Raw genomic sequence first — 16,185 nt, forward strand, 5'->3', positions numbered from 1 at the left:
CGGCGATCGAATAACCGGGTTGGTCCGTTTCCAAACGTTTGTGACTCGCCGAATTCGGACGAAATTCTTCGATGCAGGTCGCGGGACGTCCGGTGCGCCCGGATGTTTGGATTCCACCGTGCCTCGGGTATTCGCCCTCCGACACACCCGAGAGCATTCTGGAGGAAGAATATGTCGAACTCGAGCTATACGGTTCCCGGTCTGAGCGATGCCGACGGCTCGCGCACCGCGCAGATTCTCCAGGAGCGCCTGAGTGCCTACAACGACCTGCACCTCACGCTGAAGCACATCCACTGGAACGTCGTCGGTCCGAACTTCATCGGCGTCCACGAGATGATCGACCCGCAGGTCGAGCTCGTGCGTGGATACGCGGACGAGGTCGCCGAGCGGATCGCCGCGCTCGGTGCGTCCCCCAAGGGCACGCCCGGCGCCATCGAGAAGAACCGCACGTGGGACGACTACTCGGTCGGCCGCGACACCGCGCAGGCGCATCTCGCCGCGCTGGACCTCGTCTACGACGGGATCATCACCGACAACCGCAAGGCGATCGACGAGGTCGGCAAGCTCGACCCGATCACCGAGGACGTCCTGATCGGCCAGACCGGCCAGCTGGAGAAGTTCCAGTGGTTCGTCCGCGCCCACCTCGAGAACGCTGCCGGTACTCTCCAGAACGCCGATGCGCAGACGGAGAAGGACGCAGCGGAATCGGCCCGCTGACCGGGACGCTCGGACGATACCGGCGATGCCGATGGCTTCCACATCCCGAACCGGTCTGCCACGACGCATCGTCGTCACCGGAGCGAGCGGAAATGTCGGCACGGCGCTTCTGCGCCGGCTGGCCGCTCATCCCGCACAACTCGATATCGTCGCGATCGCGCGCCGGATTCCCCCGGCGCGCGATCCGTATGCGGCGGCACGGTGGTGCGCCGTGGACCTCGCGGCTCCCGACGCCGCCGAGGTCCTGACGCCTATCTTCGCGGAGGCCGACGCCGTCGTGCACCTGGCGTGGGGATTCCAGCCCTCGCACCGTCGCGACTATCTCCGGCGGGTGGCGGTGGACGGCACCCGCGCCGTCGTGACGGCCGCCGCCGAGGCCGGTGTCGAGCACGTGATCCACATGTCCTCCGCCGCCGTGTACTCCGACGGTGCCTACGGTCGGGAGGTCGACGAATCGTGGGCGCGCGAAGGTGTACCCACCTGCGTGTACAGCGTCGACAAGGTCGCGGCGGAGAAATTCCTCGACGACTTCGAGACCGGCACGAACGTGCCCGTCCTCACCCGTTTCCGCCCGGGATTCATCGGGCAGCTCGTCTCCGGCTCGGGTCTCGAACGCTACGTGCTGCCCGAGTCCGTGCCCGCCGGCATCACGAACCATCTGCCGCTGATCCCGATCGACCACAGGCTCACGATCCCCGCCGTACATTCCGACGACGTCGCGGATGCGCTGGTCGCAGCGCTCGAACGACGGGTGCCCGGTCCGTTCAACCTGGGTGCACCGACGCCAGTGGGGGCACAGGACTTCGCGGCCCCGTTCGACTGCCGGACGATTCCGGTGCCGCGATGGGGTCTGTCGGCCGTCGCCGAAGCGACCTGGCGCCTACGGCTGCAACCGGTGCAGGGCGGTTGGATCGACCTCGCCTACACCTGCCCGATGCTCGACTGCAGAAGGGCCCGCGAGGAACTCGGATGGTCGCCGAAGTACGACGGTCCCGAGGTGTGGTCCGAGACGGTGCGCGGCATGCGCAGCGCGACGGGCACCGATAGCCCCGTCCTCTCTCCGCGCAGCGCGCGCGAACGACTCGCCGCGCTCGTCGAACGTGGGCCCATCGGCCGGCGGATACCGCCGTAACACTCTCGGCCGTAACGCTCTCCTGCGCAGAACCATCCGCCGCCCTCCGTCGTCCCCTGCTGGGCCGTGGAGGGCGGGTTCGTGGAGGGCTGGTTTCGTGGAGGGCCGGATGCGGTATCCACCACCATGACGAAACCATCGAATCGAGCTCACGCTCCAACCACTGCGTCCCGAGCTTCGGGCTGGGTCGGATACGCCTGCATCCTCGCGGGGATCGCTGTCGTCGCTCTCGTCCTCTACGCGGCGGGCGACGGATTCGAGGGATGGGTGATCGTCGGAGCCATCGCTGCCGCCGTGCTCATCGTCATCGGCGTGGTGATGTCCGCGCTCAACCTCCGTCGACGCCGCCTCCGCGGGTCCGGTGGCACCCCCACACACGAACCCGGCCTGATCGACTGAGCCGGGACCCCGGCACCGACGAGTGGAGCCCCGGGACGCACTGTCCCGGGGCTCCACTCGCTGACTCGTACCCGAGTGTCAGGCCGGTGCCTCCGCCGACGTGAGGAGCGAGCTGCGACCGGCGGTCCAGCTGCCCAGCAGATGGCTTCCGAGCCGGCCCTCGAGGAACTCGATGGCCTGCGCACCGAACGAGATGTCCTGCGCCCGAGACGGATCCTGTTCGATCATGTAACCCACCACGTCGTGCCGCAGGACGAGCTCGTGGACGGCGTCGGCCTCGATGTGCTCGGAGTAGAAGAGGACGCACGCGTCGTCGGCGCCCAGACGCTCGAGAGCCTCGACCATGCGGCGGGCGCTGGGGGCGGTGGTGATCTCGGCCGCGGCGAACATCCCGACCAGCATCGGCGTATATGCGCGGTGCAGACCGCACAACGACATGAAGTTCACCGTTGCAAGGGTGACGGCGGGAACGACGTCGAGATAGCCCAGATAGTCGTCCTTCAGGCCGGCGGCGAGCAGCAGGTCGGCGAACAACCGCGAGTGCATGCGCTCGGCCCGACCTCCGCCGTACTCGTCGAACTCGACGGCGACCAGCGCGGCTTTGGCGCGACCGGACAGTCGAGGGATCGCGAGGGCGTGTGGGTCCGCTTCCTTGAGGTGGTAGATCGAGCGATGGACGAAGAACTCGCGCATCATCTCCCACGTGCCGTTCGCGGCGAGCTCGTGGGAGACACCCCACGAGTCGTCCGGCTCGCGGCACAGGTCCTCGAGGACACCCTGCGGATCGTCGGAAGCCGGGACGTCGGCGCGCAGCCGATCGAGGAAGATGCGCTCGAGACGCGCCCGGACCCCGAGCGGGCCCGGTGCCCATTCCCAGGCCGGGTCGACGCCCGCGAACCCGCGGTAGTGGAGCTCGTAGAGAACGGCCAGAGCGAGTTGGACGTCCTCGCCGTAGGCATCCGCGCCGTCGGTCGCGACGTCCCACACGGCATCGTCCACCGGGCCACCGAGTCGCTCGACGATCTCGGCGGAGATGGGTCCGCGGGGCGTGGGAAGCGGAGCGTCGTGCACGTCGCACATCCGGGTCTCATGAGCCATACGCCGGGGTTACCCTCTCGGAGCAGTGCAGAAACGACCCGTCGGTCGGTGCAGAAACGACCCGTCGGTCGGTGCAGAAACGACCCGTCGGTCGGTGCAGAAACGACCCGTCGGTCGGTGCGGACCGGGGAAACGGGCGTGAATATCGATGCAGCCTGTGGGTATCCGGCGGCCATGAGCGAGGACCGCGAACGAGAACCACACACCATCGACTATCCCGGTGAGACCGACGAGATGGCCGAGCGCCCCGCCGACGAGATGCGCGATTACGTCGGCCGCGGGTTGCTGTCCGGCCGCAAGGCCCTCGTCACGGGCGGCGACTCCGGCATCGGACGGGCGGTCGCCGTCGCCTTCGCGAAGGAGGGTGCCGACGTCGCGATCGCGTACCTCGAGGAACACCGCGACGCCGAACACACCGCCGACCTGGTGCGGCGCGAGGGCCGCACATGCCACGTGATCGCGGGCGACCTCGGCGACGCGCAGCACTGCCGGGCGGTGGTGGCCGAGACGGTCGAGCAACTCGGTGGCCTCGACATCCTCGTCAACAATGCCGGCACCCAGCAGCCCGTCGACGATTTCGCCGAGTTGAGCGAGGAGCAGTGGCGCCACACCTTCGCCGTGAACATCGACAGCTTCTTCCACGTGACGAAGGCGGCCCTGCCGCATCTGACGCCGGGCGGTTCCGTCATCAACACCGCGTCGGTCAACGGTCTGCGCGGCAACAAGACGCTCATCGACTACTCGGCGACCAAGGGCGCGGTGATCGCCCTGACCTACTCGCTCGCGCAGGCACTGCAGGACAGGCAGATCCGCGTGAACTGCGTGGCGCCCGGACCGGTGTGGACACCGTTGATCCCGGCGACGATGGACGCGGAGAAGGTCTCCGAGTTCGGGCAACAGGCCCCTTTCGGCCGCGCCGCGCAGCCCGACGAGATCGCCCCGTCCTACGTCTTTTTCGCATCGGAGACGATGTCGTCGTACTACAGCGGTGAGGTACTCGCCCCGCTCGGCGGCGAGACCATGCCGGGCTGACCGGGTGAGCCGGTAGAGAGCAAGAACGGTCGGGCGGCGGCCGGGGTCTGCGCGCGACACTGAACGCATGACCTTCGGCCGTGACCGACTGCGGGAACTGCTCGACGCCGTTCTCGACGAGAACAACGCGACCCTCGAACGGATGGCGCAGCACGCCTACGCGTCGCAGTGGCACTTCAGCCGCACCTTCGCGGTGGGCACCGGCGAGTCGCCGGTGGCGTTGCGGCGCCGGGTGATGCTCGAGCGTGCCGCCTGGCAACTGCGTCACGGCAGTTCGGTCACCGATGCGGCGTTCGCCGCCGGCTACGACAGCGTCGAAGGGTTCGCCCGGGCCTTCGCCCGTGCCTACGGATATCCGCCCAGCGAGGCCGCCCGGGTGCTCGGCACCGGCCGTAGGGATCCCGGGGCGCCTGCGCCCGTCGACCACTGGGCGCCCGCGCCCGTCGACCACTGGGCGCCCGCGCCCGTCGATCACTGGTTGCCCGCCCCCAACGGCGTACATTTCCATCCGCCCACCAATCTCTGGGTCGAGGAGGACGGAAGGCGGTCCACCGCGCCCGATTACCCGGCCGCCGAGGTCCTCGCGCAGATGGTGCAGCACGACCTCGCGGACACCCGCTATCTCCTCGAGCGCGCCACCGAGCTCGACGACGACGAGCGCGACCGGATCAGGTTCCCCGGACTGGTGGTCCTCGAATGGGACGGTCCCGAGGAATCCGTCTCACGTGTGCTCGGCAACCTGGTACGTGCCAAGGAGATGTGGTTGGCCTCGATGGCCGGCGCTGACCACCCCGAGGATTCTGACAACGGGATCGACTCTCTGACAGAGCGTTTCGAGGACGTTGCTCCGCGCTGGGTGGAGACGATCCGCGACATCCATCGCCGCGGCGCCTGGGGCGACGTGCTCATCGACGCCCTGTGCGACCCTCCCGAGAGCTTCGTCCTCGGGGGAGTGGTCGCCCACGTCCTCACCTTCGCCGCACACCGCCGTCAACTCGCGCGGCACATGATGCGGGCGGTCGGGCTCGACGTCGATCACGGAGATCCACTCGACTGGAACAGGAGCAGCTCATGACCCGGATGATCTACTACACCGCAAGTACACTGGACGGCTTCCTCGCCACCGAGGACCATTCGCTCGACTGGTTGCTCACCCGGGAGTCCGGTGACGGCGGGCCGTTCGACTACGAGAAGTTCATCGCCGGTATCGGCGCCATCGTCATGGGATCGTCCACCTACCGCTGGGTGCTCGACCATGCAGGCGAGGACAAGTGGGAGTACGACCTGCCCTGCTGGGTGTTCACGCATCGCGACGACCTGCCCGTCGCCCGGGCAGGCGACGAACCCGGCGACATCCGCTTCACGCAGAAGGACGTCCGTCAGGTCTACGACGAGATGGCCGAGGCCGCGAACGGCCGCGACCTGTGGATGGTGGGCGGCGGTGATCTCGCCGGACAGTTCGCCGAGCGCGGTCTGCTCGACGAGCTCGTCGTCTCCTTCGCGCCGGTGACCATCGGTTCCGGCCGTCCGTTGCTCCCGCTACACGTGGAGATGCGCCTCACCGAGCTCGGGCAGAGCGGCGAGTTCGCCGTCCTCCGCTACGAGGTGCTGAAGGAATCCACCGGTCGGTTGTGATGCGAGTCACGTGCAGGTACCGTCGGCATCGAGAGGGACACACCTCGTCCGAGGAGGCCGGTCGTGAAACTCAATCTGTTCGTAGCCTGGAGCGCGTATGCGCTCGCACTCGCCTCGATCCTGATGATCGCCCTGACGATCGTCGCCGCGGGGTACGGATTCTCGGGCTGGGCGCTCGTCGCGGCGCTCGGCGCTGTCGTCGCACTCGGCGCGGCATTCGGCATGATGGCCGGAACCGTGCGCCGAGACCACAGACGGCACTACGACACCCCGCATCTGTTCTGAGGGTGATACCTGACGCGAGTCGGTGAAAGCCGACTCGCATCACTCACACGACATCACGACTCTGCGAGACATCACGACTCTGCGAGTCGACGCTTCTCCGTTTCGATGTCGAAAGTAGGCTCCGGCCAATCGAGGTCGAGACGTTCGAACGCGTCGATGAGCAGTTCCGTCACTGCGAGGCGGCTGTACCACTTGCGGTCGCACGGTACGACGTACCAGGGCGCCTCGTCGGTGCTGGTCCGATCCAGCATGTCCTGATAGGCCTGCTGGTACTGCGGCCACAGGGCGCGCTCCGAGACATCGCTCGGGTCGTACTTCCAGTGCTTGTCGCGGCGCTCGAGGCGCTCGGCGAGGCGCTTCTTCTGCTCGTCCAACGAGACGAACATCGCGACCTTCACGATGGTCGTGCCCTCCCGGACGACTTCGCTCTCGAACCGGTTGATCTCGTCGTAGCGTCCGCGCCAGACATTCTCCGGCACCAGTGATCTCACCCGCGCGACCAGCACATCCTCGTAGTGCGACCGGTCGAAGACGCCGAGCTGACCGTTGCGGGGGAGGGCCTTCGCGATCCGCCACAGGAAGTGGTGCCGCTTCTCCTCCTCCGTCGGCACCCCGAAGGCCTTATGGTCGACGCCCTGCGGGTCGATTTGGCCGACGACGTGACGCACCATGCCGCCCTTCCCGGCGGTGTCCATGCCCTGCAGGATCAGCAGCACCGAGCGGGTGCCGCCGGTCCGCCCCTCGGCGAACAGCATCTCCTGCAGATCGGAGAGGATGGCACCACGTTCGGCGAACAGACGTTCGCCGAGCGCCTTGTCGCCGTCGAATCCCGGGGTGCCGTTCGTGTCGATGTCGGCGACGCGGGTCTCGGGCGTCGCCCGGAGGGCTTCGACGATCGATGCGGGCCGGAAGACGTCGTCCTTCGTCATCCCGCCAGCGTGTCACACGCAGTCGTGATCAGGCGGGATCGACACCGTCGGTCTCGGTTGGCAGAGGGTAGGGCGGTCGCGAGATGCCGTCGACCATGTGGCTGCCCCACAGGTCGACCTCCGAGATGCGGGCGGTCGCGGTCTCGGGGGCGTCGGGCACCGTGATCGTCACGGTGGTGCCGGGGGCGGGCGAGGCGTCTGCTCCGAGGGTCTCGGCGAGCCTGCGGAGCCGGCCGCGCCACACGTGCCGGCCGAGCAGGGGGTCGAACCGTCCGGAGATCTCGACGTCGACGGCGACCGTGCGGTTGCCCACGGTGACCTCGGCGGGACCGCGGTAGCCGGGATCGTCCTCGTCGTGCAGGTCGTCGGCGTGGTCGCTCATGTCCGCACTATACATGCAACTTCGAGTAACAGTAAAGGTGTCGATCAGGGAGTGGTCGACGACTCCGGCAGGAGTGGATGCGGTTGCGACTTGAAGCGCACCGGAGATCCGGCGACTCCGGCGATGCCGTTCATGCCGCCCCAGATCATCATCGTCAGATAATCGATCAGGTCCTCGGCGGTCATCGACTTGTTCGAGATCCACCAGTGCGTCGCGAGCTGGATGCCGCCGACGATTCCGTACGCCCACGGCACGGCACCACCCGAATCCATCTCGAGCAGCCGCAGCCGTTCCCCGAGGACGGTAGCGACGAGCTCGGCGATCATCCGCTCCGAATCGGCCACCACGTCGCGCCCCGCCGACGCGCTGTTGCTCATCACGTACAGATAGACCTCGGGATCGTCGGCGACGGTCTCGACGTAGGCGGTGATCGCCTCCCGGGTGAGCTCGTACTCGTCGAGATCCTCCGCGACCGCCGCGTAGATCCGGGGAGCGAGGACCGTCTCGACGTACCGCAGCATCGTCGCGGTCGTCAGGTCGCTCTTGTCGGTGAAGTAGCGGTAGAGCACCGTCTTCGACACGCCGATCTCGGCGGCGATCTCGTCCATGCCGATCTCGTGGCCGCGGGAGCGGATCGCGTTGATGGTGCCGTCCACGAGCTCTTCCCGGCGGGCGATCTTGTGCTCGTGCCAGCGCCGTTTGCGGCCGTCCTGCTTCACGGGCGGGGCGGCCTCGCTCGAGGTCGTGGTCGAAGTCGTCTGCGGTCTGCTGGACACTGTGTGGCACATCCGTTCGGTTTCGATCGTCGGCTCAGTCTACGATCCGGCCCCCCGTCCTTCAGAACTCGAGGGCGATCCGTCCGCCGAGTGCCGACTTTCGGCACAATCGATCGGGTGCAGCTCCTGACGACCGACGACGAGATCAAACGCCGAGAACTCCGCCGTATGAAGGCGGTCGCGACCGGCTTCCTCGTCGCCGCCGCGATCATCTATCTCTTCTGCCGCTGGCAGGAAACCCGCGGCGCCGGCGCATGGGTGGGTTACGTGCGCGCGGCTTCCGAGGCCGGCATGGTCGGCGCGCTCGCCGACTGGTTCGCCGTGACCGCCCTGTTCCGGCACCCACTACGGATACCCATCCCGCACACGGCGATCATCAAGCGGAAGAAGGACCAGCTCGGCGCCAACCTGAGCTCGTTCGTCGGCAACAACTTCCTCGCACCCGAGGTGGTGTCGGCCAAGGTCGAGTCGGCGCAGATCCCGCTGCGGGTCGGTACCTGGCTCGCCGAACCCGAGAACGCCCAGCGTGTGGCCAAGGAGACGTCGACGGTCCTGCGCGGCGTGGTCGGAATCCTGCGCGAGGACGACATCCAGCAGATCATCGACCACACCATCGTCAAGCGGATCGCCGAACCGGAATGGGGACCGCCCATCGGGCGTGTCCTCACCGAGCTCCTCGCCGAGAACCGCCACCTGCCGCTCGTCGACATGCTCGCCGAACGCGCGCACCAGTGGGCGCTCGGGAGCCAGGAGACCATCGACCGCGTGATCAGCCGCGACTCGCCGTCGTGGTCGCCGAAGTTCGTCGACCTGCTGCTCGGCGAGAAGATCCACCGCGAACTCGTGGAGTTCACGTGGAAGGTGCGGTCGAATCCCGACCACGAGGTGCGGCTCGCGGTCAACAAGTTCCTCGCCGACTACGCCCGCGACCTGCAAAGCGATCCCGTGACCATCGCCAAGGCGGAGAAGGTCAAGGCCGAGATCATGGGCCGCGACGAGATCACCGGGCTCGCCGCGGCGACCTGGCGGACGGCCAAGCGGATGATCCTCGACTCGGTGGACGACCCGAACAGCACCCTGCGCACGAAGATCGCGGAGAACGTCATGGCGTTCGGCATCCGGGTGCGTGAGGACGCCGAGCTGCGCACCAAGATCGACGGTTGGTTGCTCGACGCGGTGCGTTTCGTCGCGTCCAACTACGCCGACGAGATCACCTCCGTCATCCGCGAGACGGTCGAGCGCTGGGACGCCGAGGAGGCCAGCCGCAAGATCGAACTCGCCGTGGGTCGCGACCTGCAGTTCATTCGCATCAACGGCACGGTGGTCGGCTCACTCGCCGGGTTGACGATCTACACGGTCTCGGAGTTGCTGTTCGCGTGACGACGGTCACGTGCTAGCAAGGTGCTTGCTGTAGCTAGCACTTGTCCGTAGACTGGTCGGTGTGTCCACGGAACCAGATCCGATCGAGGGCTCGGACACGCCGGACGACAGCGCCGGACCGGGGGATATCGCCGTTCGGGTGGTCAACAACGCCGCCCAGGACATCGGTGCCTTCATTCGGTCGCAGCGCGAGGCTGCACAGGTGTCGCTCCGCCAGTTGTCGCAACTGGCCGGTGTCAGCAACCCGTACCTGAGCCAGATCGAACGGGGCCTGCGCAAGCCGTCCGCAGAAGTGCTCGCCCAGATCGCCAAGGGGTTGCGGCTCTCGGCCGAGGTTCTCTACGTGCGAGCGGGGATCCTCGAGCATCGAGCGGAGAGCGCCGTGCGCGACGCGGTGCTCGTCGACACCGTTCTCACCGAGCGGCAGAAGCAGGTCCTGCTCGACATCTACGACTCGTTCTGCCGAGAGAACCAGCAGAACACCGGCGAGGCCCGGCCCGACCATCCGACAGACTTCGACGAGGAGAAAACTCCATGACCGATCCCACCAACATCCGTACCTCCCTCTACGCCGCGGTCGGTGCCGGCGACGCCGTCGTCCAGGCCGTCGCCGACCTCGTGGCCCAGGCGCGCCGACGTGCGGAGACCAACCGCACCGAGGTGGCCGAGCGAGTCGAGACCGCCCGCGACCGCTTCGCGACCCTGCCCGCCGATCTCACCGAGACCGTCGAGTCCCTCCGCGAGCGTCTCGCCGAACTCCCGGCCGAGCTGCCCGAGGAGATCGCGGAGCTGCGCGAGCGCTTCAGCACCGAGGAGCTGCGCAAGGTCGCCGAGGCGTACCTGAAGGTCGCCTCCGACCTCTACACCGCACTTGCCGAGCGCGGTGAGGAGACCATCGAGCGTCTGCGCTCCCAGCCGGCCCTCGAGGACGGCCTCGGTCGCGCCGAAGCCGTGCTCGGCGACGCCGCCGACCTCACCGAGGAAGCCCTCGGGACGGTGGCCCGCCGGACCCGCGAGGTCGGCGAGCAGGCCGCTAAGCTCGCGGGTCGCGCGGCCGGCCGCATCTCCGAGACGAGCGACGAGGTGAGCGAGGCCGTGTCCGACGCCGGCGACAAGGCCGCCGAGCGCGTCGTCGAGCTCGGTGAGCGTGCCGAAGAGACGGGCTCCGAGACCGCCGGACGGGTCGAGTCGGCCCGCGGCGAGGTCCGCGAAGCGGCCGACAAGGCTGCGGAGAAGGTCGAGTCGGTGGCCACCCCGGTCGAGCCGGTCGAGGTCACCCCGGCCAAGGCTCCGGCCAAGAAGACTCCCGCCAAGGCTCCGGCGAAGGCCCCGGCCAAGACGGTTGCCAAGACGCCCGCCGCCAAGGCTCCGGCCAAGACCGCCGCCAAGACCCCGGCGAAGAAGACCCCTGCCAAGAAGGCGGCTCCGCGCAAGACCAGCGGTTCCTGACCTGCAGTGATCGATCGGCCCTCGTGCGAACTCGCACGAGGGCCGATTCTCGTAGACTGGTGTGGTGACCAATGTCGATTCACTTGCCGGTCTGATCATCCTCGCGCTGCAGATCATCGCCATCGCCGGGGCGGGATTCGCGCTGTTCCACGTCGTGCGTCAGCCCGCCGAGGCGTTTCCGGCCGTCGACAAGCTGACCAAGCCCGTCTGGCTCGGCATCCTCGTGGCCGCGTTGCTCGTCCTCGTCGTCTTCGGCGCGGTGGGTCTGCTCGGGATCATCGCGGTCGTCGCCGTGTGCGTGTACCTCGTGGACGTCCGTCCGCGGGTCGAGGAGGTCCAGCGCCCTCGGTGGTAGGGGGTCGGGCCTCCCTTTCGCTTGACAAGTGTGATCCAGATAATGACACTTCGGGTAACGGATAATTTTCCGAGACGAGGTGATCGGCGATGACGCTCCTGCGAAAGCACGACAGCCTGCCGGGTGAACACTCCACGGATCACCGGCAGGAGACCGCGCAACGCCTGCTCGATTCGTCGGCGCGGCTCTCCTACGATCCCGAGCTCGAGATCGACTGGGACGCGCCGCTCGTGGACGGCAAGTACGGCATGACCCCGGAGTGGTGCAGTCTCTACGGCACCGACCTGTGGGAACGCATGTCGGAGGACCAGCGCATCACCCTCACCGAGCACGAGGCCGCGAGCATCGCCGGCACCGGGATCTGGTTCGAGATGATCCTCATGCAGATGCTCGTCCGCGATCTCTACCGGCACGATCCGGCAACCCCCTACGTGCAGTTCGGGCTCACCGAGATCGCCGACGAATGCCGGCACTCGATCATGTTCGCGCGGTCGGCGCAGCGATACGGCATCCCCTCCTACCGGCCCAAGCGTTGGATCCGCGAGACCGGCCGGCTGTTCAAGGCCGTCGCGCGCGGCGCCCTCGCCTACGGCGGCACCCTGTTCGCCGAGGAGATCCTCGACATGATGCAGCGCGATTTCATGCGCGACGAGCGGGTGCAGCCCATCACCCGGACGGTGAGTCACGTCCACGTCGTGGAGGAGTCGCGGCACATCCGCTACGCCCGCGAGGAGACACGCAGGCGCTCGGCCCGGCTCGGACGTCTCGAGCGGGCATGGATCCGGATCCACCTCGGGGTGAGCGCGTACTTCGTCGTCACCAGCCTCGTGAACGACCAGGTCTACGCCGCGGCCGGACTCGACGTCGCCGAAGCGAAGAAGGCCGCACAGGAGAACAGGCACTACCACGACAAGCTCCGTCAGGGCACTCGCCGCACGGTCGAGTTCCTCGACGAGGTGGGACTGATCGGCGGTCCGTCCACTCTGCTTCTGCGTCGCGCGCACGTCCTGTGACGGCGCGCTGCTCCACCGAACCGACAGGAGAATTCCACCCGTGAGAAAGCCGTCCCCGACCGCGTCGATCGCCGCGGGTTCGATCGTCCTCGCTGCCGCGGCGACCACCGCCGTGCTCGTCCGCCGGCGTCGTCGGACGGTCGTCCGTACCGAGGACGTCGCCCCGCACGAGCTGCTGCGCGAACCGGAACTCGAACCCGAGATCCTCGACGTCCGCGCCGACGACGGTGCCCGGCTGAACGTGCTCGCCTATGGCGACGCGGACGCTCCCGTGCTGGTGTTCTGTCACGGCTGGACGTGCAACGCCGCGTACTGGACCCCGCAGATCAACGCCTTCGCGGAGAACTACCGGGTGGTGGTCTACGACCAGCGCGGGCACGGCGACAGCGAGGCCGGGGCGCGGACGCTGGGAGCAGACGTGCTCGCCGACGATCTCCGGACGGTCCTCGACGCTGTGGTCCGGCCCGGTTCGAAGGCCGTGCTCACAGGTCACAGCATGGGCGGGATGAGCATCATCGCGTGGGCCGAGAAGTACCCGGAGAACGTCGGCCGCACGGTCGCAGGCGTGCTGCTCGCGAGCACCGGCACCGACCGGCTGGTCGCGGACTCGGCGATCGTGCCGCTGCCGCAACGCTTCCCGCGGGTGCCGGTGCCCGTCGCGAGCCGGCTCATGGGTGCGACCGTCCCGTTGGCGGCGTCCCCGGTGACGACGCGGGCCCTGCGCTACGTGGCCCTGTCGCCCGGTGCAAGCGCCGCCGAGGTGCAGTTCTGCGAGAAGATCGTGCTCGGCTGCCCGCCGCGCACGCGGGGCGGCTGGGGCAGGGCCCTGAGTGCCCTCGACATCCGTGAGGGTCTGCGCAATCTCACCGTGCCGACGACGGTGCTGGTCGGCACCGCCGACCGTCTCACCCCGCCTGTCCACGCCCGGCGTCTCGCCGAGGAACTCGACCGTGCGGGCAACCTCGAACGTTTCGTGGTGCTCGACGGCATCGGCCACATGAGCTCGGTCGAAGCGATCGACCGGTTCGACGAGGAGCTCGCGCACCTTGTCGAACGAGCCGGTGTGCCCGTCGGCTGAGCCGATCACTCGCACGCACGTCGGCTGAACCGATCACCCACGCACGAAAGACCGGTCCATCCGCTCGCGGGTGGACCGGTTTCGGCTCGGGGGATCTACCGGAAGACGACGGTCTTACTGTCGTGCACCAGCACCCGATCCTCGAGGTGCCAGCGCAGACCGCGCGAGAGGACCAGCTTCTCGACGTCGCGGCCCTGACGGACCATGTCGCTGACGCTGTCGCTGTGACTGACGCGGATGACGTCCTGCTCGATGATCGGGCCCGCGTCGAGTTCGGCGGTGACGTAGTGGCAGGTCGCGCCGATGAGCTTCACGCCGCGCGTGAAGGCCTGGTGGTAGGGCCGTGCGCCGATGAACGACGGCAGGAAACTGTGGTGGATGTTGATCGCGCGGCCGGCCCAGTGCTCGCACAGTTCCTCCGGGAGCACCTGCATGAACCGGGCGAGGACCACCGCGTGCGGGTCGTGGGCGTCGACGAGCTTGCGGACCTGCTCGAAAGCCGGTCCGCGCTCGGCGGGATCCTTCGGGAACGACACGTAGTGGAAGGTGATGCCGTGTCGCTGCGCGACCGGTTCGAGATCGCGATGGTTGCCGATGACCGCGCAGATCTCGGCGTCGAGTTCCCCTGCGGCGACCCGTCCGAGGATGTCGTGCAGGCAGTGCCCTTCCTTGCTGACGAGCAGCACGACGCGCTTGCGCTTGCCGGTGTCGGAGAGCGTCCATTCGGTCTGCGGGCCGATGTCGGCGGCGACGCTCGCGAACTTCTCGCGCAGCTCGTCGAGTCCGAACGGGATCGACGACGCCCGGACGGCCTGCCGGGTGAAGAACCAACCGGTGTCTTGATCGGCGTGGTAGGCCGCCTCGACGATCGAACCACCGACCTCCGCGAGGAAGGTCGCGATGCGGGCGACGATCCCGGTGGTGTCCGGGCAGCCCAGGGTCAGAACGTAACGTCGATCGTCGGCGGATGAGGCGAGCGTCATGCCCCGATTCTCTCAGGTGACACACGGCGTCCTACTTCCGGTCGGCCCTGCTCCCGGTAGACCCTGGCTCCGGTCGTCAGCCCGAGACCGGAGGACGTCGAACCGTACCCGTGGCGACGAGAGTGGTCGCATCGATCGTGCGCAGTCCGCGTGCGGTGACCTCCTCGGCGATCTGCTGCCGCACCGACGCCACCTGCCCGGAGTCGAGCCCGGTCAGCACCGCGCGCAAACCGGTGCCCGTTACGAGCGACCAGCACAACTCCTCCGTCGCCGGAAGGAGATTCGACAGGGTGCGGACCTCCACGGAATCGGTTCCGGCGTCCGCGAGCCACGCCTCGAGTGTGTCCGGAGTGTCGATCCGGTGCAGGGGTGTGCGGTCGCGCAGGACGCCGCGCTCGCGCAGCCCGGGGGAGTAGCGCGACGCGACATCGAACACGATCGACGAGAACTCCTCCATCGCGCCGCGTCGCCAGACCGTCACGCCGGCGCGTCCGCCCTGCCTCACGAGCGAGACCAGACGCCAGAAGGTTCGGTCCATGTCCGGGAGGAAGAACACCCCGTAGGAGATCGACAGCACGTCGTAGCCGGCGTCGGGTACGTCCGACGGCGCCTCCCACTGCGAGGCGTCCGCACAGACGAATTCGATGTTCTTCAGGCCGCGGCGTTCCGCGGTCAGGCGGCCGTGTTCGAGCATCTCGTCGGCGACGTCGACGCCGTGGACGAGACCTTCGGGTCCGACGGCGGCGGCGGCGGGAAGCGCGGACGATCCCGTTCCGCAACACGCGTCTAGCACCGCCTCGTCGGGGGCGACGCCGAGCTGGAAGACCAGTGCCTGCCCGGCCGGTCCCCACACTGTCGGGGTCAGCTCGTCGAAATCCCCGCTCGCCGCGTCGAAGGTGCGTGCGGTCTCGGCGGAATCGGCCCAGGGGTTCTCGGGATCGTCGTTCATGCCTGCTCCTCGAGGGCGTAGAACGGCTCGGCGTACCGGAAGGTGCCCCGCAGCTCGGGGTCGTGTGCCGTGAGCGCCCGTGCCTGGAAGTGGGACGCCCACTCCTCGACGTCGGGGGAGATCCCGAGTTCGGCGGCGGGCACGAAACCGAAGCGGGGGTAGTAGTCGGGATGTCCGAGCAGGAGCACGATCGACTCGTCCAGGGCATCCGCCGCACCGAGCACGGCGTGCATGAGAGCGGCGCCCACGCCGGAGCGCTGGAAATCGGGACGGACACCGAGTGGACCGAGGCCCAGGGCAGGGGTGGCGCCGACGTGACCCCGGGTGGCGACGACCTGGCCGACGATCGCGCCCGAGGCGTCCTCGGCCACGAGCGACAACGGCGGCAGCCATGCGTCGCTCGCCCGCAACGACGCGACCAGACCGGGCTCGACCGGCTCGCGACCTTCCGGGGTGAACGGCGCGAACGCGGCGCGATGCACGTCGGCGGTCGCACGGACGTCGGCGGGGAGTTCTCGACGGATCAGCACGCGATCATTGTCGTGGCCGAAGCGGTGCGGCGGTATCGAATTATCGCCGTCTGCTGTTCCTCC

At 68.1% G+C, this 16,185-nt stretch carries 20 protein-coding genes; 13 read left to right on the forward strand and 7 right to left on the reverse strand.

The window, feature by feature from the left end; genetic code table 11:
- The first annotated feature begins 171 nt into the window (after positions 1 to 171).
- The 3 genes from M3330_RS17095 (at position 172) to M3330_RS17105 (ending at position 2,248) form a co-directional block, all read left to right on the forward strand.
- On the forward strand, positions 172 to 717 hold the full coding sequence (locus tag M3330_RS17095) for a Dps family protein (protein ID WP_016693685.1): 546 nt from the start codon (positions 172 to 174) through the stop codon (positions 715 to 717).
- 25 nt (positions 718 to 742) lie between these two features.
- Complete coding sequence (locus M3330_RS17100; protein ID WP_255025633.1) at positions 743 to 1,849, forward strand: NAD-dependent epimerase/dehydratase family protein; 1,107 nt, start codon at positions 743 to 745, stop codon at positions 1,847 to 1,849.
- A gap of 126 nt (positions 1,850 to 1,975) precedes the next feature.
- On the forward strand, positions 1,976 to 2,248 hold the full coding sequence (locus tag M3330_RS17105) for a hypothetical protein (protein ID WP_024101757.1): 273 nt from the start codon (positions 1,976 to 1,978) through the stop codon (positions 2,246 to 2,248).
- A 78-nt stretch (positions 2,249 to 2,326) separates the two neighbouring features.
- Here M3330_RS17105 and M3330_RS17110 read toward each other — a convergent pair whose 3' ends face one another.
- Positions 2,327 to 3,346, reverse strand: coding sequence for an iron-containing redox enzyme family protein (locus tag M3330_RS17110; protein ID WP_024101756.1), 1,020 nt, complete (start codon positions 3,344 to 3,346; stop codon positions 2,327 to 2,329).
- A 174-nt stretch (positions 3,347 to 3,520) separates the two neighbouring features.
- Between M3330_RS17110 and M3330_RS17115 the strand changes: the two genes are divergently transcribed.
- The 4 genes from M3330_RS17115 to M3330_RS17130 all read left to right on the forward strand — a co-directional run bounded on the left by M3330_RS17115 (position 3,521) and on the right by M3330_RS17130 (position 6,298).
- On the forward strand, positions 3,521 to 4,378 hold the full coding sequence (locus M3330_RS17115; RefSeq protein ID WP_024101755.1) for an SDR family oxidoreductase: 858 nt from the start codon (positions 3,521 to 3,523) through the stop codon (positions 4,376 to 4,378).
- A gap of 67 nt (positions 4,379 to 4,445) precedes the next feature.
- Positions 4,446 to 5,453 carry a helix-turn-helix transcriptional regulator gene (locus M3330_RS17120; RefSeq protein ID WP_024101754.1) on the forward strand — a complete coding sequence of 336 codons (1,008 nt, stop codon included), beginning with the start codon at positions 4,446 to 4,448 and terminating at the stop codon, positions 5,451 to 5,453.
- Positions 5,450 to 6,013, forward strand: coding sequence for a dihydrofolate reductase family protein (locus tag M3330_RS17125; RefSeq protein WP_024101753.1), 564 nt, complete (start codon positions 5,450 to 5,452; stop codon positions 6,011 to 6,013). Before M3330_RS17120 ends, M3330_RS17125 begins: the two co-directional genes overlap by 4 nt.
- A 63-nt stretch (positions 6,014 to 6,076) precedes the next feature.
- A complete protein-coding gene (locus M3330_RS17130) occupies positions 6,077 to 6,298 on the forward strand; it encodes a hypothetical protein (protein WP_006552390.1) in 222 nt (73 codons plus the stop codon).
- A gap of 71 nt (positions 6,299 to 6,369) precedes the next feature.
- Here M3330_RS17130 and M3330_RS17135 read toward each other — a convergent pair whose 3' ends face one another.
- From M3330_RS17135 to M3330_RS17145, 3 genes are read right to left on the reverse strand one after another with little or no spacing between them, the layout of a single operon-like run.
- Positions 6,370 to 7,227: a polyphosphate kinase 2 family protein gene (locus M3330_RS17135; protein WP_006552389.1), complete on the reverse strand. Its 858-nt coding sequence runs from the start codon at positions 7,225 to 7,227 to the stop codon at positions 6,370 to 6,372.
- Positions 7,228 to 7,255: 28 nt separating this feature from the next.
- Positions 7,256 to 7,609, reverse strand: coding sequence for a DUF4873 domain-containing protein (locus tag M3330_RS17140; RefSeq protein WP_019291167.1), 354 nt, complete (start codon positions 7,607 to 7,609; stop codon positions 7,256 to 7,258).
- Positions 7,610 to 7,653: 44 nt separating this feature from the next.
- A complete protein-coding gene (locus tag M3330_RS17145) occupies positions 7,654 to 8,397 on the reverse strand; it encodes a TetR/AcrR family transcriptional regulator (RefSeq protein WP_024101752.1) in 744 nt (247 codons plus the stop codon).
- Positions 8,398 to 8,493: 96 nt separating this feature from the next.
- On the opposite strand from M3330_RS17145, the gene M3330_RS17150 reads away from it, so the two are divergent.
- The 6 genes from M3330_RS17150 to M3330_RS17175 all read left to right on the forward strand — a co-directional run bounded on the left by M3330_RS17150 (position 8,494) and on the right by M3330_RS17175 (position 13,660).
- Positions 8,494 to 9,765 carry a DUF445 domain-containing protein gene (locus M3330_RS17150; protein ID WP_174556268.1) on the forward strand — a complete coding sequence of 424 codons (1,272 nt, stop codon included), beginning with the start codon at positions 8,494 to 8,496 and terminating at the stop codon, positions 9,763 to 9,765.
- A gap of 61 nt (positions 9,766 to 9,826) precedes the next feature.
- Positions 9,827 to 10,303, forward strand: a complete 477-nt coding sequence (locus tag M3330_RS17155; protein ID WP_006552384.1) for a helix-turn-helix domain-containing protein — start codon at positions 9,827 to 9,829, stop codon at positions 10,301 to 10,303.
- Positions 10,300 to 11,214 (forward strand): hypothetical protein, encoded by a 915-nt coding sequence (locus tag M3330_RS17160; RefSeq protein WP_024101751.1) that lies wholly within the window; start codon positions 10,300 to 10,302, stop codon positions 11,212 to 11,214. Before M3330_RS17155 ends, M3330_RS17160 begins: the two co-directional genes overlap by 4 nt.
- A 64-nt stretch (positions 11,215 to 11,278) precedes the next feature.
- Positions 11,279 to 11,569, forward strand: coding sequence for a DUF2516 family protein (locus M3330_RS17165; protein WP_024101750.1), 291 nt, complete (start codon positions 11,279 to 11,281; stop codon positions 11,567 to 11,569).
- Positions 11,570 to 11,658: 89 nt separating this feature from the next.
- On the forward strand, positions 11,659 to 12,582 hold the full coding sequence (locus M3330_RS17170) for a diiron oxygenase (protein ID WP_006552381.1): 924 nt from the start codon (positions 11,659 to 11,661) through the stop codon (positions 12,580 to 12,582).
- A 67-nt stretch (positions 12,583 to 12,649) separates the two neighbouring features.
- On the forward strand, positions 12,650 to 13,660 hold the full coding sequence (locus M3330_RS17175) for an alpha/beta fold hydrolase (RefSeq protein WP_230826450.1): 1,011 nt from the start codon (positions 12,650 to 12,652) through the stop codon (positions 13,658 to 13,660).
- 95 nt (positions 13,661 to 13,755) lie between these two features.
- On the opposite strand, the gene purU is transcribed toward M3330_RS17175, so the two are convergent.
- The 3 genes from purU to M3330_RS17190 form a co-directional block, all read right to left on the reverse strand.
- Positions 13,756 to 14,643: a formyltetrahydrofolate deformylase gene (gene purU, locus M3330_RS17180; protein ID WP_006552379.1), complete on the reverse strand. Its 888-nt coding sequence runs from the start codon at positions 14,641 to 14,643 to the stop codon at positions 13,756 to 13,758.
- Positions 14,644 to 14,719: 76 nt separating this feature from the next.
- Positions 14,720 to 15,592, reverse strand: coding sequence for a class I SAM-dependent methyltransferase (locus tag M3330_RS17185; protein ID WP_024101749.1), 873 nt, complete (start codon positions 15,590 to 15,592; stop codon positions 14,720 to 14,722).
- The gene (locus M3330_RS17190; protein WP_024101748.1) at positions 15,589 to 16,122 is read right to left on the reverse strand and encodes a GNAT family N-acetyltransferase; all 534 of its coding nucleotides are present in this window, start codon (positions 16,120 to 16,122) and stop codon (positions 15,589 to 15,591) included. The genes M3330_RS17185 and M3330_RS17190 overlap by 4 nt, the downstream gene beginning before the upstream one ends.
- Positions 16,123 to 16,185: the final 63 nt, after the last annotated feature.

Origin of the sequence: Rhodococcus sp. GA1 (assembly GCF_024321955.1) — a bacterium.
GTDB classification, from domain to species: domain Bacteria; phylum Actinomycetota; class Actinomycetes; order Mycobacteriales; family Mycobacteriaceae; genus Rhodococcus; species Rhodococcus pyridinivorans.

What these genes read in the sequence shown, in the direction of transcription:
- M3330_RS17095 (WP_016693685.1), top strand. Translation starts at nt 172, where the DNA reads ATGTCGAACTCGAGCTATACGGTTCCCGGTCTGAGCGATGCCGACGGC.
- M3330_RS17100 (WP_255025633.1), top strand. Translation starts at nt 743, where the DNA reads ATGCCGATGGCTTCCACATCCCGAACCGGTCTGCCACGACGCATCGTC.
- M3330_RS17105 (WP_024101757.1), top strand. Translation starts at nt 1,976, where the DNA reads ATGACGAAACCATCGAATCGAGCTCACGCTCCAACCACTGCGTCCCGA.
- M3330_RS17110 (WP_024101756.1), bottom strand. Translation starts at nt 3,346, where the DNA reads ATGGCTCATGAGACCCGGATGTGCGACGTGCACGACGCTCCGCTTCCC.
- M3330_RS17115 (WP_024101755.1), top strand. Translation starts at nt 3,521, where the DNA reads ATGAGCGAGGACCGCGAACGAGAACCACACACCATCGACTATCCCGGT.
- M3330_RS17120 (WP_024101754.1), top strand. Translation starts at nt 4,446, where the DNA reads ATGACCTTCGGCCGTGACCGACTGCGGGAACTGCTCGACGCCGTTCTC.
- M3330_RS17125 (WP_024101753.1), top strand. Translation starts at nt 5,450, where the DNA reads ATGACCCGGATGATCTACTACACCGCAAGTACACTGGACGGCTTCCTC.
- M3330_RS17135 (WP_006552389.1), bottom strand. Translation starts at nt 7,227, where the DNA reads ATGACGAAGGACGACGTCTTCCGGCCCGCATCGATCGTCGAAGCCCTC.
- M3330_RS17140 (WP_019291167.1), bottom strand. Translation starts at nt 7,609, where the DNA reads ATGAGCGACCACGCCGACGACCTGCACGACGAGGACGATCCCGGCTAC.
- M3330_RS17145 (WP_024101752.1), bottom strand. Translation starts at nt 8,397, where the DNA reads ATGTGCCACACAGTGTCCAGCAGACCGCAGACGACTTCGACCACGACC.
- M3330_RS17160 (WP_024101751.1), top strand. Translation starts at nt 10,300, where the DNA reads ATGACCGATCCCACCAACATCCGTACCTCCCTCTACGCCGCGGTCGGT.
- M3330_RS17170 (WP_006552381.1), top strand. Translation starts at nt 11,659, where the DNA reads ATGACGCTCCTGCGAAAGCACGACAGCCTGCCGGGTGAACACTCCACG.
- purU (WP_006552379.1), bottom strand. Translation starts at nt 14,643, where the DNA reads ATGACGCTCGCCTCATCCGCCGACGATCGACGTTACGTTCTGACCCTG.
- M3330_RS17185 (WP_024101749.1), bottom strand. Translation starts at nt 15,592, where the DNA reads ATGAACGACGATCCCGAGAACCCCTGGGCCGATTCCGCCGAGACCGCA.